We start from the raw sequence: 24,864 nt of genomic DNA on the forward strand, positions 1-24,864 counted from the left end.
CTGCATGAACCGTCGGTGGTGCGGCGGAATCACGCCCCGGCGGGCACCGGTGAGTGCATCTCCGTCTTCCCGGATTGCGCCGCGCGGACTAGTTCGGCGAACATGCCGTCCCGTGCGATCAGCTCGTTGTAGGCCCCGGTTTCGACGAGTTGACCGTCGTCGAACACGAAGATGCGGTCGGCGTCCGCGAACGTGCTGAGCCGGTGCGCGACCATAATCACCGTCCGGTCGCGGGTCGCGGTGCCGATCGCCTGCTGGACCCGGCGCTCGGAAATCGTGTCCAGGGCGCTGGTCGCCTCGTCGAGGACGAGGATCGGCGGGTTCTGGAGGAACACGCGGGCCAGCGCGATCCGCTGCCGCTGCCCGCCCGAGAGGTTCGCGCCCCGCTCCGCCACGGCCGACTTGTACCCGTCGGGCATCGCCGCGATCTCGTCGTGGATGCAGGCCATCTTCGCGGCCCGCACGATGTCCTCCGGCAGGCATCGCTGGCACCCGTAGGTGATGTTCTCCTCGATCGTGCCGCTGAAGATGAACGGGTTCTGGCCGACGTACCCGATCAGGTGGCTGATGGTCTCGCGCGACACCTCTTCGAGCGGGACGCCCATCAGTGACACGCGCCCCTCACGCGGGTGCAGGAGCCGCATCAGCACCTTCAGCCACGTCGATTTCCCGCACCCCGATTTGCCCGCAACCCCGATCGTCTCGCCCGGGCTGATGGTGAGGTCGATGCCGCGCAGCGCCGGTGCCGGGCGGCCGTCCGGGAGCGTGTAATCGACGCGCAGGTTCTCGACCCGCACCACCGCGACCGTGTCGTTCAGTCGCGGCTCGGTGTGCGTCGGCGTCCGGAACGAGGCGTCCACCGGCAGCGACAGCAGCTCCTGCAAGTCGAGCACGCGCAGGCTCGCCTCGTGCCCCTCGTCGAGCACGCGGTGGATCTCGTTGAGCGGGGCCATCGCGCTCAGGTAGAGCATCGAGAACGTGAGGATGTCGCCGAAGCTGATGTGCCTGTTGATCGCCAGGTAAGCGGCGAGCGCCAACACCCCGACGTGGAACAGCCCTTCCACCATCGCCTTGCCCGCGCCGAAGAACGACATCGCGACGTGGTGCCTCAGCTCCTTGGACCGCTTCTGCTCGGCGGCCTTCGCGACCCGCCGCAGCTCGTGCGCGTGCGCGTTCGCCACCCGCACGTAATCCAGGCCCCCGAGCAGTTCCACCACCGTGCCGTCCATCTCCTCGTTGACGCGCAGCAGCTTCAGGCGGACCCGCTTCTGCGACATCAGTTGCCACACGGTGAGGCTCATCGAAACCGGTATCACGCCGAGCATCGCCAGCCCGAGCCACGGCTGCTTCCAGATCGCCGTGCCGATCGCGAACACGCCCACCACCACCGCCGGAAAGAAATCCAGGAACGAGAGCCGCAAGAGGCGCATGAACCCGCCGACCGACCGGAAGATTTTACCGTGCAGGGCACCAACCTTTTCGTGCGTCAGGCCCGACAGGTCCGCCTGCATCAGGTGCGAAATCACCTTCACGCTCGTGTGCCGCTCGATCCGGGTGCAGGTGTTCTCCACCAGAAAGCGCCGCAGCACCTGGAGCAGTTCCCGCAGGAACACGAGGATGGCGATCCCGCCCAGCAGGAGCGCGACCGCTTCGAGCACCGCGGCCTTCGGCTCGTCGCCCGTGACGCCCTGTGCCACCCGGTCGACGAGCCGCCCCGAGAGGAGCGGCAGCGCCGTGGCGGCAATGCCCCCGATCGCCATCACCGCGACCGCCCCGAGCAGCGCCGCCCGGTGCGACTTCGATAACATCCGCCACGTCTTGCGGGCGGTCTCGAACAGCTCCCGGACCTCGGTACTGAACCGGGCGACGGCAGGGTTCGGTTTGCCAGCCATTGCGATCCTCGATGTGCGTGCCCCGAGCGGCAGGCCCCGGAGGCGCGAGAAAAATCACCGCCCCGTGCGGAAGCGGTGATCAGAGCAACGTTCGGAGAGGTGTCGAACTGGGAACGAAGCCCCGGCCCTAGCGCGGGCCGGGTTTGAGCCGGCGCTGGATCTGACTCACCATCAGCGGCGACGCCTTGAGCCGGCTCATCAACTTCTGCTCGACCATCTGCGACGGTGACAGCTCGGCCCGGTAGTCAAGGATCAGCGTTTCCTCTTCTGCGCGGGCGACCTCGGCTTGGGATTGACGGTCGAAAGTCGGTTTGGCGTTGTTCACAGCGTTCCTCACTAAGGTGACCGGAGAGGTCGCCCTGCGTAAAGCAGATGGCGCGCCAAACAAGTCAAGGAGCGCACGATCCTTCCAACTGTTCACAAGTGCCTAGTTAGTTGGCACTTTTTGCCCCCAGGACAACACGAACGGCGTGCTCTCGGCCGTCGTCGCGCAGCAGAATCGCGAGTTCGGGAAGTTGCGTGCCGTCCAGCCACACCTCGCGAACTCCGGATTCGGCCTTATCAGGATTCTCGATACGGCACCGGTACATCGAGCTGCCGTGTCGGTACTCGATCTCGAACGCACTCCACTCCGACGGAACACGGGGGTTGAATGAGAGCCGGTCGCCGCGTTTGGTGAACCCGAGGATGGTTTCTAGCGCGGCGCGGTAGAGCCACGCCGCAGAACCGGTGTACCACGTCCACCCGCCGCGCCCGACGTGTGGGGGAACGCCGTACACGTCCGCCGCGACCACATACGGCTCCACTTTGTACCGCTCCACGCTCTCGGGGGTCGTGGTGTGCGCGAGCGGGTTCAGCATGTTCCACAGCGCAACCGCTTCGGTCCCGCGCCCGAGACCGGCCAGCGCCTGAACGAGCCAGATGGCCGCGTGCGTGTACTGCCCGCCGTTCTCGCGGATGCCGGGGACGTAGCCCTTGATGTACCCGGGCTCGAGCGCACCGCGGTCGAACGGCGGCGCGAACAGCTTCACCAGCCGCGCGTCACGGTCTACAAGATGCTCCAGCGCGGCGTTCACCCCGCGCCGGGCGCGATCCGGGTCGCCGGCACCGGACAGCACGGCCCACGACTGCCCGAGCGAGTCGATGCGGCACTCGTCGTTCGCGCGTGCCCCGAGCGGGGTGCCGTCGTCGAACCACGCCCGCAAGTACCAGTCGCCGTCCCAGGCGTGCTTCTCCACCGCGCCCCGAAGCTGCTCGGCCTCCGCCGCGAGGCGGCGCGACGTGTCGGGGTCGCCGTGCCCTGCGGCCAGTTCAGCAAACTGCTTCCGCACGAGGATCTGGAACCACGCCACCCACACGCTCTCACCCGTGCCGCCGGCGCCGACAAGGTTCATGCCGTCGTTCCAGTCGCCGCATCCCATCAGTGGGAGCCCGTGCGGGCCGAGCTTCCAGCCGTGCGCCAGCGCCCGCAGGCAGTGCTCGAAAATCGGTGCGGCCTGCTCGGACACGGTCGGCTGGAAGTACTCTTCTTGCTCCTCGGCCTTCAGCGCGGGGCCGCGTAGGAACGGCACCTCTTCGGTCAGCACGGTCGTGTCGTTCGTTACCGCGACGTACTGTGCCACGGCATACGGAAGCCACAGGAAGTCGTCGGAGAAGCGGGTGCGGACGCCGCGCCCGGTCGGCGGGTGCCACCAGTGCAACACGTCGCCTTCCGGGAACTGGTGCGCGGCGGCCCGCAGGATCTGCTCCCGCGCCTGGACGGGTTCGGCGTACAGCAGTGCCATCGCGTCCTGAAGTTGGTCGCGGAACCCGTACGCGCCGCCGGACTGGTACAGCGCGGTTCGCCCCCAGAACCGGCACGCCAACACTTGATACGGCAGCCACCCGTTCACCAGAACGTCGAGCCCGGGTTCGGGCGTGCGCACCCGCACCGTTGAAAGCCGACGCTCCCACGCGGCAACCACCTCGCGCAGCGCCCGCTCCGCCCGCGCCGGATCGCGGTACTCGGTCGCGAGCTTCGCCGCGGTCGCCGCGTCGCCTGCTTGGCCCATAACGAACACGATTTCTGCCGTGCCGTCGGCGGCCAACTCGAACCGCCCCAGGAGGGCGGCGCACGGGTCGAGCGCCGGCCCGGTGAGGTCGCTCAGGCCGACGCGCCGCAGCGCCGCGGGGCTCCCCGGCGAGCGGTTCCGGCCCAGGAACTCGGTCCGGTCGCCGGTCAGCGTGCGGGGCCGCAAGCTCACGTCCGCGAACGCGACCGCTGAACCGAAATCCTCGTTAAAAGCGCACCGAGCCAGGAGGGTGCCGGAGTTCGGATCGACCTCGGTAACGACGTGCGTTGCGGTGTGTTCGCGGTTGGTCCCGAGCACCCAGTCCGCGAACAGTGCGGCCGACAGCCGGCGCGCGCGGCCGGCGCGGTTGGTGACTTTGAGGCGCAACACCTTCACCGGGTCCGCGACCGGCACGAACAGCGTCAGCTCGGTACCGAGCCCGTCGCGGTCGGCGGTGTAGGTCGTGTACCCGTGGCCGTGGCGCGTCTCGGTCGGGCCGCCGCACGGGCGCGCGGTGGCGCTCCAGGAGTGCCCGGTTTCCTCGTCGCGCAGGTAGACCACCTCGACCGGCGGATCGGTGACGGGGTCGTTCGCCCACGGCGTGAGGCGGTTCGACTGGCTGTTACCGGCCCACGTCGCTCCCGGGCCGGCGTCGGTCGCAAGGCACCCCACCACCGGATTCGCGATCACGTTGATCCACGGCGCCGGGGGCGTGCCGATGACGACGTACTCGCGCCCGTCGGGGCTGAACCCGCCCGTACCGTTGAAGAAGCGCAACCCCTCTTCGGCGCTGCACTCGGTCACGTTCGGTTCGCCGGCGCGAGTTGGCACGAGGTCGGCCGGGAGCTTGCTGCCGCGGGCGACGGCGTCGATCTGGTCCGCGAGCGTGCCGCGGTCGCCGTACAGCACCACCCGCGCGGCAGCCAGGATCAGCGTGCGGTCCTCGCTGCCGGGCTGGACCTTGCGAACGAACACCCCGCCCGGGCGGTCGATCACGTCGCGGCTGTCGCTGGCGCGGGCCAGCGCGGCGAGGTCCTGGTACAGCTCCTCGCGGTAGCTCGCAGGGCGGTCGGCGAGCAGCACCAGGTCCACCGCGAACCCGCGCCCGCGCCAGAACGCGTGCGCCTTGAGCGCCTGTCGCGCCAGGGGCATGCCGTCCCCATCGGACACGCACACGGCGACGATCGGCACGTCGCCCGAGATGCCCGACCGCCACAGGCCCGGCTGGCCGAACCGGTTCTCACGTAGCGCGGCGACCGAACGCAGCGCGGCGGGCGGGAACAGGACGTGCCCGGCGAGCCGCTGGAACACGTGCGAATCGGCGGCCGTGATGCCGAGGTGCCGCAGCTCGACCCGGCTGTGCGCCCAGGCGAGATCGAACGCGCGGTCGGCGGCGGGCAGCGCGTGGTAGTGGTCCGCCAGCGCCAGGGCCGCCTCGCGGGTGTCGGCCACCGCGGTGACGAACGCCAGCGTCGCCCGCCCGCCCGCGGGGATGCGAACGGTTTTGCGGAGCGCGAACACCGGGTCGAGTACCGACCCCACGGTGCCCGACAGCCGCTTCGTCAGCGCCTCGGGCTCGCCCGGCCCGCGGCGCCGGCCGAGGAACTTCGCGCGGTCCGTTTCGTGCTCGGTGGCGCGGCCCGCGTGCTCGTCGGCGGCCACCAGGTGAACCGCGAACACCGGCTTCTGGCTCGGCGCTCGCGGGCGCCGGCGGCACACAAGGGCGTCGTACTGCGGCACCCATTCCGTTTCAAGGAACAGCTTCCCGAACGCCGGGTGCGCGAGGTCCGCGCGCTGGTCGTTCAGCACCACCTCCACAAGGCTGGTGACATCGAGCGCGCGGGGCCGGGCGTCGTGGTTGACGAGCGTCACCCGGCGCACCTCGGCGTCGTGGTCGGGCGCCACGACCACTTCCGTCTGCGTTTCGATGAACCCGTCGCGGCGCCGCAGCTCGGCCTTATCCGCCGAGAAAATGACCTCGTAATAATCGGCCGGCGTACACAGCGGCTGGTGCCCCGCGGACCACTCCACGCCCGTCGCCGGGTCGCGCACGTACACGAACGAGCCGTGCGGGTCGCGGGTCGGGTCCGTGCGCCACTTGTTCACCGCCAGCCCGCGCCGGGAGCTGAACCCGCCTCCGGCGTTCGTCACGAGAACCGTGTACTGCCCGTTCGAGAGCAACTGGCACCGCGGCGCCGGGGTGGCGGCCGTCGTGAGCCGGCGGCTCACCTCGGACGCGGCCGTGGCCGGGGTTGCTCCCTCCGTCTCGGTGTCCGGGGCGCGCACCTCGGGGGCGTCGAGCGGCACCCGCTCCTGAAGCAGCAGTTCGACCGCCCGCACCGCCGGTTCGGCGTGAAGCCGGCGGCAGTGAACGTCGCCCAGCAGGCGGTTGGTGATCGCGCACAGCCCCATCCCCTGGTGGTGCGCCATGTACGACTTCACCACCCGCCACCGCTCGCCCTTCTTGAGCCGATCGCGGGTGAAGTCGATCGCCTCGTAAAACCCGTACTCCCCTTCCCCACCCGCCCCGCGGAGCATCGTGAAGTTGCCGATCGCGGCGGTGGCATCGACCATCGTCGCCAGAAGGGTTGCGTACGGCGCGACGACGAGGTCCTTCCCCAGCCCGCGCTTGAGCCCCATCCCGGGCACGCCGAACGACTGATACTGATAGTCGCCCTCCGCGCTGACGACCGCGAACCCGGACTCCGACACCCCCCACGGGGTGCCGGTCTCCACCCCGTACTCAATGTGCCGCGCGACGGTCGCGTGGTGCGCCACGTCGAGCATCGTTCCCCGCGGCGGCGCGAGGAGCAGCCGCGGCATCAGGTACTCGAACATGGTCCCGCCCCACGAGATCAGCCCCGGGGCGCCGCCCGCGGTCGTGACCAGGCGGCCGAGCTGGAACCAGTGTTTCCGCGGCACCACGCCCCGCGCGACCGCGAGGAAGCTCGTGAGCGCGGCCTCCGACGCGAGCAGGTCGTAGTGCGCCGAATCGAGCCGCTCGAGCGGGACGTTGTAACCGATGCTGAAGAGGTGCCGGGAATCGTTGTACAGGAACCCGAAGTCCATCGCGTCCGCGAACCGCTCGGCCCGGGCCGCGGCCTCCTCCAGCCGCGCGATCAGATCGGCCGCGCGTGACTGCCCCAAAGATTCAAACAGCGGTCCCGCAACGGAACGGGACTCCAGTTCGGCCCGCAAAGCGGGGAGCCGTTTCGCCCAGTGCCGCGGGCTGTTCGGGGTGTCGAGTTCGCCGAGTGGAGCCGCGCCCCGTTCGCCGGGCGAAAGTGCCCGGAGCGCCGGCAGCCACGGGCACACCGTCTCCAGTTCCACCCGGAGCGCCTGAATCTGCGCGACCAGTGCCGGCCCCCACGCGCCCGCGCCTTGCAGGCTCGAGAGCGAGCGGGCGAGCTTGTCGGCCCCTTCGAGCCAGTCGGCCCACGCGAGCAAGGAAGCGGGCGCCGTCGCCAGGTGCGTGCGCAACGCGTCGGCCGCACCGGCGGGCAGGTTCTCAGCCGCCAGGTTCAGCGTGTCGAGCAGCCCGCGCGGGGCCGCCGGCGACGGGACCACCTCATCGGCCTTTGCCCACAGCCCGTTCTTCACCGCCAGCAAACAGCCGAGCAGGTTCCCGCTGTCCACGGTGGACACGTAGTCCGGCGGGAGCGGGCGGAGCGTGGTGGTTTCGTACCAGTTCAGGAAGTGGCCGCGGAACCGCTCCATCCGGTCGAGCGTGTCGAAGGTGTTGGACACCCGTGTCACGAGTTCGGTCAGCGTTGCGTACCCGAGATCGTGTGCGGACAGCGTCGATAGGAGCAAGAGCCCCTTGTTGGTGGGGGACGTGCGGTGGGCCACTACCCCGCGCGGGTCCTCCTGGTAGTTGTCGGGCGGGAGCCAGTTGTCCTCGGCGGTGACGAACGTCTCGAAGAACCGCCACGTCTTGCGCGCGGTGCGGCGCAACTCCGCTTCATCCGCCGCCGCCAGCGGCGCCTCGGCGTCCTTCAGCGGCCGGCTCACCAGCCACGCGACCACCGGCGACAGCGCCCACGCGACCAGCCACGGCCCCGCGGCCCACAGCGCCCCCGGACTCGTCCACGCGACCAGTGCGGCAAGTCCCACCGCGAGCGCCAACGCCTGCCACATCGACCGAACGAACTGTTGCAGCCCGCTCCCGAGACGCGCCTCGGCCGCGGCCGCCGTTTCCCACTCGAGCATCTGCCGCCGGGTGACGAACAGCCGCCGCAGCGTCCGCCCCACGGCGTCGAGCGCGAGCGACGCTTGGTTCGGCAGGAACACAGCGGCCAGCACCAGTTGCCAGAACGTCGCGGGCAGGTTCTGTCGCGCGCCGCGGAGCACCGCGCCCGGCGTCCGGCTCGATACGAAATCAAGCCCTTGGAGAACGAGTTGGAGCAGCAGCGGCACCGCGAGCACCGCGAGCACCGCGAGCGACCACGCCCACGCCGCCCCGGGAAGCGCGGTCCACCCCAAAGCGAGGAGCGCCACCAACGCGGCCGACATCAAGCTGCGCCGGAGGTTGTCGAGCACCTTCCAGCGGCCCAGCAGCGTGAGCACGTTCGGTTTGCGCCCGTCGGCGGTCGGAACGGTGAGCCCGAGCCACGGGAGCAGTTGCCAGTCGCCGCGCACCCACCGGTGCTCGCGCTTCGCGTAGGCGTGGTACTTCGCGGGGAAGTCGTCGAACACCTCCACGTCCGTGACCAGCCCGCACCGGGCGTAGTTCGACTCGATCAGGTCGTGGCTCAGAATGCTGTTCTCCGGGAACGCGTGCCCGGCGGTCGCGTGGAACGCGTCCAGGTCGTACAGCCCCTTACCGGTGAACGTGCCCCACCCGAACAGGTCCTGGTACACGTCCGACGACGCACTCGAGTACGGGTCGATGCCCGCCGAGCCGGCGAAGATGCGGGCGAACAGCGAGCGCAGGCCGGTCTTGTAGAGGAAACTGACGCGCGGTTGAAGGATGCCGTACCCCGCGACCACCCGGCGCCCGTCGGCGGACAGCACGGGCCGGTTGAGCGGGTGCGCCAGCGTCGCGACGAGCCGCCGGGCGGCGTCGCGCGGCAGCACCGTGTCCGCGTCCAGCGTAAGTACGAACCGGGCCTCGATCACGGCCGCGTCGCCGGTCTGAACCGTGTAACTGGTGCTCGTGTCCCCCTTCAACAGGCGGTTGAACTCGTCGAGCTTCCCGCGCTTGCGCTCCCACCCCATCCACGCGCCTTCGGACACGTTGAGCTGGCGCTTGCGGTGAAAAAGGTAGAAGACATCGGGCTTCCCGCGGGCGTGCCGCTCGTTCAGCTTCCGAATCCCGTCGGCCGCAACTTTGACCAGCGCGGCGTCGTTCGGAGTCGTTTCCGTGGGGGCGTCGGCCCAGTCGGTGAGCAGTGCGAAGCGGAACTGCGGGTCCGGGTTCGCCAGGTAGTGAAGCTCCAACCGCTCGCAGAGTGCCGCCGCGCTTTCCGGTTTCGTCAGCATCCCCGGGATAACGACGATGGTGCGCCACTCGGCCGGCACGCCGGAATTGAAATCGAGCTTCGGCAGTACCCGCGGCGGGAGCACCCGGCACACCGCCGCGTTCACCACCGCAACCGCGACCTCGCTCGCGGGAAGCAGAACCGCGAGCCCGACCAGCACGAGCAACCACACCGACGACGTAACGAGGGCCGCGAGTCCGATGGCGAGAGCGACCAGCGACACCGTTATCAGCGTCAGCCCGCCGAAATACGTCAGATTCGGACGGTCCGTCAGAAGTGCGCGCCACCGGTCGCGGAACTTGAACCGGCACCCCAGCGTGCGGGCGAACGCGCCGCGTCCCTCCGCAACGAGGTAGTACCCGAGGTGCCGCTCGCGCGGGGAGGCCCCCTGCGCGGCCCGGGCGAGCGCGTGCCGCGCGACGTCCGCCTCGTCGCGCCGGGCCGCCTTGGCGAGTTGCTCCACGGCCTGCCGGTAGCGGTCGCGGGTGGCCGCGTCCTGGTGGCGGTACACGCCCGTCGGCTCGGCGCGGAGCACCTCCTCGACCAGACTCGCGTGCTCGAAGAACTGCCCCCAGTCGATCGCGTTCAGCAGGCGCAGGCTGGTGACGCAGTTCCCGACCGACACCTGGTTCGCCGCCTGCCGCCGGTGCTCGCGGCGCAGCACCTCGCTCAGGTCGCCGGGCACGTCCGAGATTCCCGGGTTCGTTTCGCTGAGGTCGCGCACGGCCTGGTGCCAGCCGACCAGGAACGCATCGGAGCTGCCTTCCGGGAGTGGCCGGTTGGCCCCGGTCTCGGTCCGACCGACCCATTCGACCGCCCGCGCCCGCTCGGTGCGGGTGCGGAGCATCTGGTCGGCGAGCCGGCGCAGGTTCTCGATCAGGGCGAGCCGGAGCATGATCGGCACCGCCCACAACTCGCCGGTGGTGAGCGGAGCGGCCTCCTGGTACGCGCGAACGAACCGGAGGAGTTGGCCGTCGTCGAGGTGGCTGTCGGTGTGCGTGACCAGTTCGACCGCGAGCGCGTAGACCCGTGGATACCCGCGGTGCGGCCCGTCCGCGGCCACGGGCAGTTCGTCGGCGTAGCCGCGCGGGAGGTCGGTGCGCACCTCGCGGAGCACGTCCTCGATCACAAAGAAGTTGTCGAGCAGCCACTCCGCATCCGGCATAAGCGGCTCGGCGCGGGCAGCCTCGGCCGCGGCGTCCCGCGCGGCGCGGAGCACTACGGCGTTGTCGCGAAGCCGGGCCAGCAGCGCGTGCGAACCCGGGTTCACATGCGCCGGTAACGCGGCGAGCGAGCGGGCCAGATCCGCGAGGCGGTCCGGTCCGAGCAGATCGCCGCGAAACGGTTCAGTAGTCGGTACTTGAGGAGAGGGGTCGTGTCGTTTGCTCGATAATGACCGTTCCATGCGCGCGCGATTCTCCCCGTGTCGAGAACTGACCGGGAAGCAAATCGGGTGCCGTGTGCTCCATGTGCGAAAGCACTGCGCCGGCACCGGGCATGAACGGGCTGAACAACGTGATCAGGTAAACGTGCGTGACTACGAGCCGAGGTTCTCCGGGCCGAATGCACCGGGAAGCAGTTCGGCCAGCCGCCGCGTGATGACGCCGGGGCCGTCGCACACGCTCACGACGAGCGCGTTCGGCCCGAACTCGTTAATCACTTGCCGGCACGCCCCGCAAGGGGCCGTGGGTTCAGGCGTGGGGGTGTAGATCACGACCGCCGCAACGTCTGTCCGCCCGCTCCCGACCATCTGAAACAGGGCGTTTCGCTCGGCACAGATCGTGAGCCCGTAGGACGCGTTCTCGACGTTACACCCGTCAAAGACGGTCCCGTCGCCGGTGAGAACCGCTGCCCCCACCCGGAACCGGCTGTACGGGGCGTAGGCACGCGCCGCAACGGCCCGGGCGCACCGAACCAGTTCCGCGAGCGTCGAATCGTTCAGAGGGGTCATACGTTCTCTCGCGTTGTGTTAGCGGCTTGGATGGGCCCCCCCCACTGCGCAGGGTGTGGCCCATCCAAGCCGCCCGCTCACCCCGACGGGCCTACTCACCCACCTGGACGCGGGCGTTCGGAAGCGCCTCGCGCAACTTCGCGGCCCCGGCGGCGGTCACCTGCGTGTTCCAGGCGGACACACTCCCCAGTGACTTCACGTCCGCCAGCGCGCCGAGCCCCTTGTCGGTGATCCGGGTCCCGGCCAAGTTGAGCGACTCCAGCTTCTTGAGCCCTTTGAGACGGGCCACACCCGCGTCCGTCACGAACGTCCCGTCGAGTTGGAGGAACTCCAGGTTCGGGAAGTTCACGAGCGCCTCGAAGCCGTCCCCGGTGGCCCGCGTCTGGCTCAGGTTGATCACCGTGACCTTGTCGAGCTTCTTCACGTCCTTGAGCCCGGCACCTGTAACCGCGGTGCCGTCGAGCACCAAACCGCTCAGCTTGGTCAATCCGCTCAGCGCCGGGAGCCCGGCGTCGGTGATGCGCGTGCGCGACAGGACCAGTTCTCGCAACGCGGCCAGTTCGCCCACTTCCTTCAGCCCGGCGTCGGAGAGGTGCGAACCGGCCAGGACCAGCTCGCTCAGCTCTTCCAGCCCCTTCAGCTTCGCGAACCCGGCGCCCGTAACCGGGGTGCCGGAGAGGTCGAGCACGACGAGCGCCTTCATCCCCGCGAGGTGCTCGAGCCCGGCATCGGAAAAGGTGCTGTCGGTCAGGACCAGGGATTCCAGTTTGGGCAACTCCCCCGCGGCACCGAACCCGGTCCCGCGCACCCGGGAGCGCGCCAGCGACAGCCGGCTCAGCTCGGGCAAGCCCTTCAGGTGCTCCAGACCGGTGTCGGTCACGTCGGTGCGGTCCAGTTCGAGCACGCGCAGCTTCGGGAACGCGGCCAGTGCCTTCATTCCATCGTCGGTGAACGGCGTGTTGGCCGCGGCCAGTGAGCCGAGCTTCGGCATCTGGGGGAGCTTCGCGAACCCGGCCCCGGTGACGCGGGTGTCGCTCACGTTCAGGTGGCCCAAGTTGGTGAGCCCGCCGAGGTGCTCGAGCCCGGCGTCGGTGACGTTGGTGCCCGCCAGCGTCAGGGTCCGCAGCCCGGCGAGGGACTTGACCTGCGCGAGGCCCTCGTCCCCGAACGCGCTGCCGTCAAGGAACAGCGATTCGAGCTTGGCCAGCCCGGCGATGTGCTTGAACCCGGGGCCGGTCGCGGCGGCCCCGCGGAGGGACAGCGCGCGGAGGTTCTTCAGATCTTTGAGCGCGGCGAGCGCGGCGTCGCCGGCGCGCCACGCCCCGGAGTTCGGGACCGTGAGCGTTTCCAGCCCCGTCATTTTGCCGACGTGCGCCAGCCCGGTGTCCGTCAGGCCGCGCTCGGGCAGCGCCAGCGTCCGCAACTTCGTCATCCCCGAAAGCGTCTGGAGCTTCTGCTCGGTTTCACCGCTCAGGTCGCACTGGAACTCTTCCAGTTCCGTCAGCGCGGCGAGCGGGGCGAGGTCCTTCGCGGTGAAGGACGTGCCGGGGAGCGTGAGCCGGCGCAGCTTCTTCAACCCCGCGAGGTGTACCAGCCCCTCCCCCTGCACCCGCGTGCCCCCGAGGTGCAGTTCCTCCAGCGCGGTCAGGTTCCGGATGTAGAACAGCCCCGCGTCGGTCACCTCGCTGCCGTAACCCAGGTTCAGCACCTTGAGGGTTTTCAGCTCGCGCAGGTCGGCGAGGTCCGCGTCCGTCGGGCGCGCCTTGTCGAACACCAGCGACACGATCAGCTGGCCGTCGCCGTCGCCGTTCGCGACCCGGGCCTCGAGCCGCTTCGCCAGCGCCGCCGGGTCCGCCGGCTTGAGTTTCCCGACCACCGGCGGCTTCACCTTCCGCGGCCGGTTCGTGTCGGTCACCTTCGTGCCCCACAGGACCAGCTCGTCGAGTTCGTCGAGCCCGTCGAGCTGCTTCAAACCGGCGTCGGTGAGGCCCGTCCCGCCGAGGTTCAGCTTCCGAAGGTTCTTCAGCCCCTTGAGGTGGGCGACACCCGCGTCGGTCAGGGGCACGCCGTTCAGGTTCAGCTCTTCGAGGCTCGTGAGCCCCGCGAGGTGCGCGGCGCCCGCGTCCGGGATCTTGGTGGAGTCGAGCTTCAGCACCCGCAGCTTTGTCATGCCGGTCAGCGCCTTGAGGCCCTGGCCGCTCAACTGCGTGTCCCGCAGCTCCAGCTCCTCAAGTTGCACCAGCCCGGCCACGCTCCCCAGCCCCGAGTCGTTGATCTTGGTGCCCGCCAGCGACAGCCGCGTCAGGTTCGGCAGGGCGCGCAAGTCGGCCAGCCCCGGCCCGAGCACCTTCGTCGATCCCAGGTCCAGTTCCACCAACGTGGTGGCGCCCTTCAGGTTCGCCAGGGCCGCATCGTCAATGTCCTGCCCGCGGAGCCGGAGCACCTTGAGGTGCTTTGCGGCGGCCAGGTGCGCGAGCGCCGAGCCTTTGAAGCCGGAGGACCAGCTCGAGCTGAGGTCGAGCACCTCGAGCGCGGGCAGCGCCGCGAGCGCCTTCACCCCCACGTCGGTCAGCGAATTCCGCCCGAAGTCGAGTTCCTTGAGCGTGCCCAGCTTGGCGACGTGCGCGGCCCCGGCGTCGGTGAGGGACCGGCCGCCCAGGTTGAGCTTCTCCAGCTTCGTGAGTACCGACAGGTGGACGAGGCCGTCGTCGCTTACCTTTGTGTTGCTCAGGTCGAGCGACACCGTCTCCGGTTGAGCCGAGAGGAGCGCGAGCGTCGCGTCAGTGGCCTTGTCGTTTAACCGCAACTCGCCCGGTTTCTCCTTCTCGTCGCTGCGCGGAGCCTTGTACGGCGCCAGCGCCGCCGCCGGGTCGGCCGGAGGCGGGCTCTTGAGTACCAGCGACTGAGCGCAGCGGATCATCAGGACGCAGTCGGCCCGGCCGTGCTCGACCGATTTGCCGTTCGCCCAGGAGTAGTTCTTGACGGTCACGTCCTGGTGCCCGAGCACCTTCACGGCGGTAAAGTTGTGACCACTGCCCCATTTATTCTTGGCGAACACCAGTTCGGCGTCGTTCACGATCGTGTCGCTGCCGAAGTTGAGCGCGTCGCGGGCGGGCCGCAGGCCCCCGCGGCCCAGGTCAATGGTGAGCCCGAAGCGCTCGTCCTTCGTCACCTGGATCGTGCCGTAGGACTCCTTGATCTGGCACCCCTCGGGGGCGTCGAGCGTGGCCTCCAGGCCCGCCGGGCCGAGGTCGAGTTTTACCAGCTTGGTACGTGCGCCGGCGGCGGCGATCTCTTCGCGCGCGTTGCCCAGGGGCACCTCCTTCGCCTCTGGCGGCTTGGCGTCGCCGCCGCCGGGGTTCCCGTTACCGCCCCCGGGGTTCAAGCCCCCTGGAGCGAGGCCGGCGGGCTTTTTGAGTTTGGCAACGGCTTCCTCTTGCCTGTCCACGGCGGCCGCCAGGGCGATCGCCATGACCGCGGCGTGCCCACAGAAGAACAGCAGCCCGAGGATCGAGCACAGGAGCACGAGCACGTTGACCCGCGGGCGCCGCCGTTCGGCAGCGGCCTGCTCGGCCCGGCGCCGGGCGTACGCCGACGACACGATCATCACGGCGAGGACGCCCGCCACAATCAGCCCGCAGGTGAAGATCAGGGTGGGCGGGCAAAGGAGGGCCGGCGGGATCACCGCGGCGAGCATCAGCAGCCCGCCGGCGGGGCCGGTCCGGGCCAGCCCGAGGAGCCCCCCGACCAGACCCGCGACGGCCGCAACCAACATGTACGGGTACGCCCGCCGGTGCGCCTCGAGCTGGGCGAGGTTCCTGGCCACGTCCGGCTGGTTGCCCCCCTGCATCAGCCCGGCAAGCATCGCCGCCGGGCCGGCGATCTCGGCCTGCTCGCGCTGCCACAGCCAGAAAACGACACCGCACGCGACCGCCGCGGTCAGCCCGCCGAACAGCACCGTGAGGCGCAGGAAGCCCTGCGACGCCGGCCGCACCGGGAACGGCTTCTTGGCCCGTTTCGGGCGCGGGTCCCGCGGCTCTTCCGCCGGCTCCGCGGCGGCGCCGGGAGGGGCGTTCGCGGCTGGTTCGGCCTCGGGCCGTTCGTCCGGCCCGGGGGCCGCGCGGGGTGCGACGAAGGTTTCCTTGCAACGCGGGCACCGGCACCGTTTGCCGACCGCGGTTCCGGGAATCTTGAGCTCCTGTTGGCAGCTCGGGCAGCGGATCGAGACGCTCATCGCGCGGACTCCCAGCGGGCGGGCGGGCGAGCACGGTGTCGCCGCGGTCGTGTCAATGTGTGAATTTAGTAGCCGTGGTCAATGAAAATCTCCTTCACACGCAACCGCGACCGGTGCTGCCCTCCACGGCCGCACCGGTCGCAGCAGAATTTTGTTCTCTCTGGCTCGGCGGGAACCCGGTACACGAGTGCCGAATTCGCGCCGGCGCACGAGCGTTCGATCTCATCTCACGCCCCGCCTACGCCTGAGACGGAAACTGTCGCGCCGGGGGCGAGGAGCCCCGGCGCGTGGCACCAGTTTGTTGTGCGAGCGGAGGTTGTGAGGCCGCGCCGCAAACCGCAGCAATTTGTTAACCCGCGATTCGCATTTTATGCTCTTAACACCTGCACGCGCCGACGGGACACGGGCGAACGAGCGCGGCTCGCCGCACAGAACCGAAGCGCCACTTAGACGCACCGCTCCTGACATCGACCGAGTACAGACCGATGGTCGCAACACTACCCACAGCCAACACGTTCCCGCCCGCCGTGAGCGAGGCCGTCGAGGGCGCCGCGGCCACCTTCTTCGGCGGCTCGTGCGGGCTCACGCACGTCCCGGACGCGCAGATTGATGACGCCATCGACCAGGCGGGCATCATGAGCACCATCTCGTTCGTGGGCGACATCCAGTGGGCGTTCGCGCTGGCGTTCCCCGAGGAGGCCGCGGTCGCGATCGCCCGTACGTTCGCCGGGTTCGACATCCCGTTCAACAGCGCGGACATGGGCGACGTGATCGGCGAGATCGTGAACGTGATCGCCGGGGATGTCGTCGGCCGGCTGGCGAAACAGAAGATCGAGGCCCGGATGTCGCTCCCCACGACGGTTCACGGGAGCAACGTGTCCATGATGATGCCCACGGACGCGGCAGCCACGCGGTTCGTGTTCTCGGGCCCGGCGGGCCGGTGCTGGTTCGACCTGGTCTCAACGCCCAAGCCCCTGACGCCGCCGGGCCAAGAGGAGAGCCCGGAGGCGGCCACACGGTGGGGCGGTTCGGACCCGCCCGTAACGCCCCCGCCGGTGGGCACGCTGGCTCCCGTCCCGGCGCCCGCGGCCGCGCCGGCACCTCACGCCGCGCCGGACCCGTCACAAGACGCCTGGGCCGCGGCGATGGCCGAGGCCGAGCGGCAGATGGCCGAGCAGGACGCCCTCGACGCCGCCGCCCGGGCCGCCGGCCTCCCGGTCGGGCCGGCGGCGGAACCGGTCGTCGTGCGCGGCGGCTCCCGGATGATGCCGCTCGTACTGGTGCTGGCTTGCGCCGGGTGGGGCGGGCTGGTCAGCCTCATTGCGGCCGGCGGCCCGCACCGCCCGGCCCCCGAAGCCGCCCCCCCAGAGCACGCCGAAGCCGCGTCCGCGCCGAAAGCCCCGACCGCGGAGGTCGACGAGCTGATCCGGAGCGACCAGTTCGACGACGCGCTGAAAGCGTGCTTCAAGGCCGCGAAGAAGGACCCCAAGCCGAGCGAGACGGCGCTCACGCTCCGCGAGGCCCTGTGCCTCGAGGGGCAGGGCCGCTGGGGCGAGGCCGTCGGGGTCTACCAGCGCGCCGAGGCGGACCCGGACACGGTCACGTCGGTGGTCGCGCTGCTCGGCCAGGCCCGGTGCGCCACGCAGGACGGGTCGTACGTGATCGCCCGCGCGCTGACGAACCGCGCGCTGCTGCGGTCCGGCGCCCCCGGCTTCCGCGGCACGACGGTGCGCAAGGACATCCAGCACCTGCAAGCGCGGATCGCGCTACAGGCGGCCGGGGCGAAACCGCTGCCCCGGGACGCGAGCGCCCGCCCCCTGCTCTCCGCCAGCCCGACCAACGGGCTCGAATGGCTGCCGGCGACCCCGCCCCCGCCGCCCCCGGCCGGGGACACGTTCGAGGTGCACCGCACCCTCGGCGCGCCGAAGGTGCTCCAGGTGAGCGGAACCCTCTCCCGGCGCCCGGTCCTTGAGGTGCTCAACGCCCTGGCCGCCACCGCCGGCTGGAAGGTACAGGTGAGCGGCGAGGTGGCCGCACAACTGAAGTGGGCGGTCGGGCCGATCGAGATCGACCACCTCACGCTGCCCGAGTTCCTCAACGTCCTCATGGACGGAACGAGCGTCACCTGGGCGGTTGATGCCGACACGCTGCGCCTGGCACTGCCGGCACGCAAAGAAGCGGCGCCGAAGAAGTAGTCACGCGCTAGCGGCGGGGCCGGGCGCGCACCTTAAAACGGTGCGCGCCCGGCCCCGCCGCTGCGCATGTGGCGGTCAGCCCCCGAAGCGCCACTCGCCCGGCGAACCGACGGACAGAACACGGCACCGCCGACCGATTCCCACACGTCACCCTGGCGGCACCTGCGGGCAGTCCCTCTTTTGGCTCTTGAGGCGAACCGGGACGGTCGCGTACCCTCAACAAAAGGTGGGGGTGCAACTCGCGCCCCCGCACCTAACGCCTCATTGACGACCTCAGATGACCAAACGGCGAGCGCGCGGCGAGCGCGGGACCACGCCCCCGGCGGCACCGCTCGGGGCCGCGAACCGGTCGGTCGTGCGCGCCACCCTCCAACTATGCCCGGTTCTGATCCTGCTCGGGCTGTTGTGCGCGTCGGACGACGCGGGCCGGCTCCCGCCGGCGGAGTGGGCCGCCGGGGGACTCGTCCTCGGGGGCACGGCCGCGGCGTTAGGGTTCGAGTTGCTCCGGCGGCAGGCGCGAGACGCCGCACGCGCGGCGGCGTACTTGCGCGGGGCCATCGACGCGGCCGCCGAAGCGGTGTTCGTCCTGGATCACCGGGAGCGGGTGCTCTTCGCGAACGCCGAGGCCGCGGCGCTCGCCGGCCGCGCCCCGGGCGAGTTGGTGGGGCGTGAGGCGGACGCGTGCCTGCCCGCCGGGCTCGCGGACTGGCTGCGCCGGCGCGGTCCCGCGGGCCAATCGGTCGATGTGCCGGGGGGCGCGGGGCGGGTTTACGCCGCGCGCCGGGTGGCCTGGCCCGCCGCGCCCGAACCGCCGGGCGCGATCGTACTCGTGCGCGACCTCACCGAGCAAAAGCGAGCGCAACAGGCGGCCGAACGCAACGCGGCGTACCTGCGCGCCGCGCTGGACCACCTCGCCGACGGGGTCGTGGTGTCCGACGGGGCCGGGAACCTGCTCGACTTCAACCCCGCCGCGGTGCGGATGCACGGGTACGAGCAGGTCGAACAGGCACGGCAGAACGTCGCCGCGCTCCGGGACACGTTCGTCCTGTCGCCGGTCGGCGGCGCGCCGCTGCGGTTCGACGAATGGCCCCTCGCCCGGCTGTTGCGGGGCGAAGATGTGGGCGTGTGCGAGCTGTCGGTGCGGCGCACGGACGTGCCGTTCGAGCGGGTGATGCAGTACAGCGGGGCGCGCGTGCCCGGCCCCGCGGGCGACACGGAGCTGGTGGTGGTCACGAGCCACGACGTGACGGACCGGCGCCGCGCCGAGGACGAGTTGCGGGCCAGCGAGCAGCGGTTCCGCGCGTTCGCCGACCACGCCGCCGACGCGTTCTTCCTGCACGACGACCGCGGCACGGTCCTGGACGTCAACCGCCAGGCACTCGCGTCCCTCGGGTACGAGCGGGCGGAGCTGGTCGGCCGCTCCCCGCTCGCGTTCGACCCGGACCTCACGCCGCAGCAGCTCGCGAGCAACGTCGAGCGGTTAGACGCCGGGGAAACGATCGTGTTCGAGAGCCGGCACCGGCACAAGTCCGGCCGGGAGTTCCCCGTCGAGTTGCGGGTCCGCCCGTTCGCCGCCGGCGGGCGGCGCCTGGCCGTCGCGCTCGCCCGGGACATCACCGCGCAGGTCGCGGCCCAGGAAGCGCTCCGGGCGAGCGAGCAGAGTTACCGGCTGCTGTTCGAGTGCAACCCGCTGCCGATGTGGGTGTACCACACGGAGACGCTGGCGTTCCTGGCGGTCAACCCGGCCGCGGTGGCGAAGTACGGCTACACGGCGGACGAGTTCCTGACGATGACCCTTCGGGACATCCGCCCCGCCGAGGACGCGGCACGGCTCGCCCGCGCGATCGCCGCCACGGGCGGGAAGCTGGCCGACTCGGGCGTGTGGCGCCACCGGCTCAAGAGCGGGGAACTGATCCGGGCCCACATTTACTCCCACCCGCTCGAGTTCCGCGGCCGGCCCGCGCGCCTCGTCATGGCCCAGGACGTGACCGCGCAGCTCGCGGCGGAGCACGCGCTGCGGGAGAGCGAGGAGCAACTGCGGCGCACGCTGGACGCATCGGCGACGGGGCTCTGGAACTGGGACCTAGTCGGCGGCACCGTCGCGTGGCAATCGGATCAGGTCCCCGTGCCGCAGCACCTGGGCGCGGGATTCGACGGCACCGCGAGCGGCGTGAACCGGGTGCTCCACGCCGAGGACCGCGAGCGGGTGTGGGGGGCGGCCCGCCGGGCGCTCGCCACCCGCGCCCTGTTCGAGTGCGAGTTCCGGGTGGTGTTCCCGAACGGGGGCGGGCGCTGGGTCGCAGCCCGGGGCCGCGCCGCGTACGCCGACGACGGGCGCCCGGTGCGGATGCTCGGCACCATCACCGACGTGACGGCGCGCAAAACCGCCGAGCTGGAGCTCCAGCGGACGCGGGCGGTCCTCCAGAAGCTGGTCGATCACAGCCCGGCGCTGATCTTCATGACCGGGGTGGACGGGCGGTACCTGCTGTTCAACCCGCGGTGCGAAGCGGCCCTCGGGGCGCGCGCCGCGGACGTGCTCGGGCGGACGCCGGCCGAAGCGTTCCCGGCCCCCCTCGCGCGCCACATCGCCGAACGGGACGGCCGCACCCTCAGCGCCGGCGCCCCCCAGGTGTCGGAGGAGACGGTGCGGACCCCGGACGGGCCGACCCACTTCTCGACCGTGCGGTTCCCCGTCGCCGGCCCCGACGGGCGCGTCATCGCCCTCGGCGGGGTCGCGATCGACATCACCGCCCGGCGGCGCGCCGAGGACGACCTCCGCGCCCGCAAGGAGCTGTTCCGGCTCCTCGCCGACGAGTCCCCGCACGTCGTCTGGGTGAGCGACGACGACGGGCGCCCCGAGTACGTCAACGCCCGGTGGCGCGAGTACTCCGGACGAACGGCCGACCAGACGCGGGACCGGAGCTGGGCGGAAGTCATCCACCCGGACGACCGGGACCACTATCTCCGGTCCTGGCACGGCGCGCGGGCGCGGGGCGAAGAGTACGAGGTCCAGGTGCGGCTGCGGCGCGCGGACGGGGCGTACCGCTGGTTCCTGTCGCGCGCCAAGCCGGTGGGCACCCCGGCCGGGGTCCGGCGCTGGTTCGGGGCCAGCACCGACATTGAGGAGCAGAAGCGGCGCGAGGACACGCTGCTCCGGGCCGACGTCCAGAAGGATGCGTTCCTGGCGACCCTGGCGCACGAGCTGCGGAACCCGCTGGCCCCGGTCGCCGACGTGGCCCAGCTCCTCGGCTCCGGCGGGCTCGACGGCCCGCGGCTCCGGGAGGCCGGCGCGCTGCTCGCGGGACAGGTGCGGCTGCTCGCCCGGCTGGTGGACGACCTGACCGACCTGAGCCGGGTGCGGCGCGGCGCGGTCGAGCTGCGGTGCGAGGCGGTCGCGCTCGGGGGCGTGATCCGGACGGCGGTCGAGACCAGCGCCCCGCACATCCGCGCCGCGGGGCACCGGCTGTCCTCGGAGCTCTGCGCTGAGCCGGTGTTCGTGCGCGGGGACGCAGCCCGGCTCGCGCAAGTCGTATCGAACCTCCTGACGAACGCGGCGAAGTACACCCCGCCCGGCGGGAACGTGTGGCTCACGCTGGACCGGGACGGGACCGAGGCGGTGATCCGGGTGCGCGACAACGGCGCCGGCATCGACCCGGCCGTGCTGCCCCGGGTGTTCGACATGTTCGTCCAGGAGCGGCGGCTCCAGGAACAAGCCCCGGGGGGGCTGGGCATCGGGCTGGCGCTGGCGCGGCAGGTCGTGGAGTTGCACGGTGGGACAATCGACGCGCACAGCGCGGGGCCGGGCGGTGGGGCCGAGTTCGTCGTGCGGCTCCCGCTCGCGGCGGCGAGCGCGCCGGCCCCCGCCGCACCGCCCCCGCGGCCCGCCGGACCGCTGCGGGTCCTCGTCGTGGACGACAACGAAGCGGTCACGCGGAGCTTCTCGTGGGTCCTGTCGGGTGACGGGCACACCGTCGCCGCGGCCCACGACGGCCCGTGCGCGCTCGCCCAGGTGCGCGCGTTCCGCCCCGACGCGGTGCTCCTCGACATCGGGCTGCCGGGGATGAACGGCTGCGGCGTGGCGCGCGCGATCCGGGAGCTGCCCGAGGGGCGCGGGGCGCTGCTCGTGGCCGTCACCGGTTGGGGAACGGAGGCCGACCGCCGGCAGACGCGCGCGGCCGGCTTCGACCACCACCTGACAAAACCGGTGGACCACCAGGAGCTGACGGCCCTCCTGGCGACCGTCGCCGCGCGGCGACACGCGGACCCCGCCCCCGGGGCCGACGAGGCGGGCCGGACGGCAACCGCTCAGAACTCGGTGAACCCCTCGCCGTCCGGTTGATCCCGCTCGTGCCCCCGCGCCCGGCCGCGCCCGCTACCGGCCCCGCGGCTCACGGCGCGGGCCGGTGCGGGCCGCGGCTTGGGGGCCGGCTTCCGCGCCGGGCGGCTCGGCGCGTGGCCCGCGGGTGCGCTCAGTTTGAACCGCGCAACCAGATCCCGGAGTTGAGCCGCCTGGTCCGTCAGCGCCTGGGCCGTCGCGGACAGCTCCTCGGTCTGGCCCGCGTTCTGTTGAATGACGGTGTCCATCTGCGAGACGGCCTTGTTGACCTGCTCGATGCCGGCCGACTGCTCCCGGCTGGCGGCGGCCATCTCGGTGACGATGTCGGTGACCCGCTTGACGCTGGTGACGATCTCGGCCAGCGTGTCGCCCGACTTGTTCACCAGTTCGGTGCCGGCGTCCACTTTTTTCACCGAGTCCTGAATCAGGGCTTTGATTTCTTTGGCCGCGGTGGCAGCCCGCTGGGCCAGGTTGCGGACCTCGGACGCAACCACGGCGAACCCGCGCCCCTGCTCGCCGGCCCGGGCCGCCTCCACCGCCGCGTTCAGGGCCAGCAGGTTGGTCTGGAACGCGATCTCGTCGATTGTCGTAATGATGTCAGCGATCTTCTTCGACGACCCGTTGATCTCGCCCATCGCCCCCACGGCGCCGCTCACCACCTGACCACCCTTCTCGGCCACCTCTTTGGACCCGCCCGCCAGTTGTCGGGCCTGCTGCGCGTTGTCGGCGCTCTGGCGCACGGTCGAGGTGATCTGCTGCAAGGTACTGGCCGTCTCCTCCAAACTGGACGCCTGCTCCTGGGCGCCAGCGGAAATCTCCTGGCTGGCGTGGGCCAACTGCCCGGACGCATCGGCCAACTGCTCGGACACCTCCCGCACGCCGTCCAGTGCGGACCGGACCGACACGATCGCCTCGTTGATGGCCCCGCCCACCTGTCCGAGGTCGTCGGTGCCGAGGGGTGGGATGGTTTGGGCGAAGTCCCCGTCAGCCATCCGGCTGACTGCCCCCAGAATCACCCCCACCTTGCGCTTCTGGTCGGTGATGTCGGTGGCGAACTTGATCACCTTGTACGGCTTGCCGTCGGCGCCCAGGATCGGGTTGTATGACGCCTGAATCCACACCTCTTTGCCACCTTTACCGAGCCGCTTGAACTCGCTCGCCACGTACTCCCCGCGGTTCAGCTTGGCCCAGAACTCCCGGTACTCGGCCCCCGCCGCGCACGCCGGCTCCACGAACATGCGGTGGTGCCGCCCCTGGATCTCGGGCGCCGCGTACCCGAGCGCGCCCAGGAAGTTGTCGTTGGCCGAAACGATGGTCCCGTCGAGTTTGAACTCGATCACCGCCATCGCCTTCCGAATGGCCGCGATCTGCCCCAGGTAGTCGGCGTTCGCTGTTTCCAGCGCGACACGCTCGGTCACCACCTCCCAGTTCACCACCGTGCCCAACAGGCCGCGCGACTCGTCGTACAGGGGGGCGGTCCGGAGCTCGATCGTCTCGGGTCCGAGTTGGGCGCGTGTGACGCCGACCGCGCCCGCATCGGCCGCGCGGCGCGGGTGGAGGACATCGATCGACTGGCCGACGATGTCGTCGGCGCGGACCGACAGGTACTGTTCGAGGCGCCGGAGGGTCTGGGTGGTGGCCGCGTTGGCGTACCGGATCACGGACTGCGGGTCGCAGAACATGACGTTGAACTTGACGGCGGCCAAGAGGCGCCGCGGCAACTCGGCGGGCAACCCGCGGGCTGCTGGTGCGGGCCGGTCCCATCCGAACAAACGGCTGAAGAACCCCATGCCAACCTCGCGAGTCAGGTCCACCGGTCCTGTTGTGTATCGACCGCGCGCGTCAGGATTTGCCCGCTGTGCGCGGTTCGTAGTCGCACAGGCCTTCGGTGCATGCCCGAGCGCCGGATCGGCTCGCGCGGTCCACGGTGAGCCGGTTTAAGCTCGCAAAGAGCAAGGGGTTTCAATCGGCGGACCGATAACGCACCGGTTGCGGCGGTGCGAATGGTCCGTGCGGACGAGGCTCGCTCTGACCGCGTCTCGGTGCCATCAGCGCGGGGCTCTGCCCGACCGGACAGGCACAAAGCGCGAGTCAGCCGGAACATTCCGGAGAACGACACGCCCCGCCGGCGGGCACCAACGCGGGCCGCTCGGCGGAGGAAGGGGTCGGCACGCCGGCCTCGCTCGGAGCGCCCGCGCCCAACCACGCCCGCTTGAGCGCACTCACGCTGGCGGTCAGGCGCCCGAGGGCGCGTGTCAGCTCCTCGTCTCGGGCGACCGGGCTGAGACGGCCGACGCTCCTTGAGACGGTGAGCACCAACCCGTCCAGCACGTGCGACACGACCAGTTTGGACGCACAGACGTTCATAACGGCCGGCGCGTTCCGCAGGCGCACGCGTCCCGGGTCGGAGCGGAGCAAAGTGCCGATCGCCAAGAACACGTCCGGCGCGATCCCCGCCACCCGCCCGCAGTCCAGAGTGACGCGTGCGTCCGGGTGCGCTTGCAGCCGGCGCCGGACGACGACGGCGAGCGCAGACCATTCAGAAAGACCAACGAAGCCCGGCAGCGTGAACTCGGCGTCCGCGTCTCTCAGTTCGATTGGGGCCACACATGTTCTCCACGGGGAAGCACCGCACAGAAGATCGATGCATTGCGTGACCGTTTACCTGAGGTGATACCCGGAGCCGAGCGGCGGTTCCGGAGCACTGGACACAGCGACAACCCCA

Annotated in this window: 9 protein-coding genes; 2 read left to right on the top strand and 7 right to left on the bottom strand. The window is 70.8% G+C overall.

The genetic code is table 11. The features are described from left to right. Positions 1-29: 29 nt before the first annotated feature. From R5W23_RS16695 to R5W23_RS16715, 5 genes are all read right to left on the bottom strand, one after another. On the bottom strand, positions 30-1,892 hold the full coding sequence (locus R5W23_RS16695; RefSeq protein ID WP_320687276.1) for an ABC transporter ATP-binding protein: 1,863 nt from the start codon (positions 1,890-1,892) through the stop codon (positions 30-32). A gap of 127 nt (positions 1,893-2,019) precedes the next feature. Next, positions 2,020-2,217 carry a hypothetical protein gene (locus R5W23_RS16700; protein ID WP_320687277.1) on the bottom strand — a complete coding sequence of 66 codons (198 nt, stop codon included), beginning with the start codon at positions 2,215-2,217 and terminating at the stop codon, positions 2,020-2,022. Between the two features lie 106 nt (positions 2,218-2,323). Beyond that, the gene (locus tag R5W23_RS16705) at positions 2,324-10,828 is read right to left on the bottom strand and encodes a GH36-type glycosyl hydrolase domain-containing protein (protein ID WP_320687278.1); all 8,505 of its coding nucleotides are present in this window, start codon (positions 10,826-10,828) and stop codon (positions 2,324-2,326) included. A 132-nt stretch (positions 10,829-10,960) separates the two neighbouring features. After that, positions 10,961-11,374: a cytidine deaminase gene (locus R5W23_RS16710; RefSeq protein ID WP_320687279.1), complete on the bottom strand. Its 414-nt coding sequence runs from the start codon at positions 11,372-11,374 to the stop codon at positions 10,961-10,963. Between the two features lie 91 nt (positions 11,375-11,465). Beyond that, the gene (locus tag R5W23_RS16715) at positions 11,466-15,608 is read right to left on the bottom strand and encodes a leucine-rich repeat domain-containing protein (RefSeq protein ID WP_320687280.1); all 4,143 of its coding nucleotides are present in this window, start codon (positions 15,606-15,608) and stop codon (positions 11,466-11,468) included. A gap of 485 nt (positions 15,609-16,093) precedes the next feature. Between R5W23_RS16715 and R5W23_RS16720 the strand changes: the two genes are divergently transcribed. Together R5W23_RS16720 and R5W23_RS16725 are read left to right on the top strand one after the other, a co-directional pair. Further along, complete coding sequence (locus R5W23_RS16720) at positions 16,094-17,803, top strand: chemotaxis protein CheX (RefSeq protein ID WP_320687281.1); 1,710 nt, start codon at positions 16,094-16,096, stop codon at positions 17,801-17,803. Positions 17,804-18,080: 277 nt separating this feature from the next. Then, on the top strand, positions 18,081-22,142 hold the full coding sequence (locus R5W23_RS16725) for a hybrid sensor histidine kinase/response regulator (RefSeq protein WP_320687282.1): 4,062 nt from the start codon (positions 18,081-18,083) through the stop codon (positions 22,140-22,142). Here R5W23_RS16725 and R5W23_RS16730 read toward each other — a convergent pair. After that, the gene (locus tag R5W23_RS16730) at positions 22,109-23,929 is read right to left on the bottom strand and encodes a methyl-accepting chemotaxis protein (protein WP_320687283.1); all 1,821 of its coding nucleotides are present in this window, start codon (positions 23,927-23,929) and stop codon (positions 22,109-22,111) included. The genes R5W23_RS16725 and R5W23_RS16730 overlap by 34 nt on opposite strands. Before the next feature lie 301 nt (positions 23,930-24,230). Further along, complete coding sequence (locus R5W23_RS16735) at positions 24,231-24,746, bottom strand: hypothetical protein (protein ID WP_320687284.1); 516 nt, start codon at positions 24,744-24,746, stop codon at positions 24,231-24,233. Positions 24,747-24,864 lie beyond the last annotated feature (118 nt).

This window comes from Gemmata algarum (genome assembly GCF_034097035.1).
GTDB classification, from domain to species: Bacteria; Planctomycetota; Planctomycetia; order Gemmatales; family Gemmataceae; genus Gemmata; species Gemmata algarum.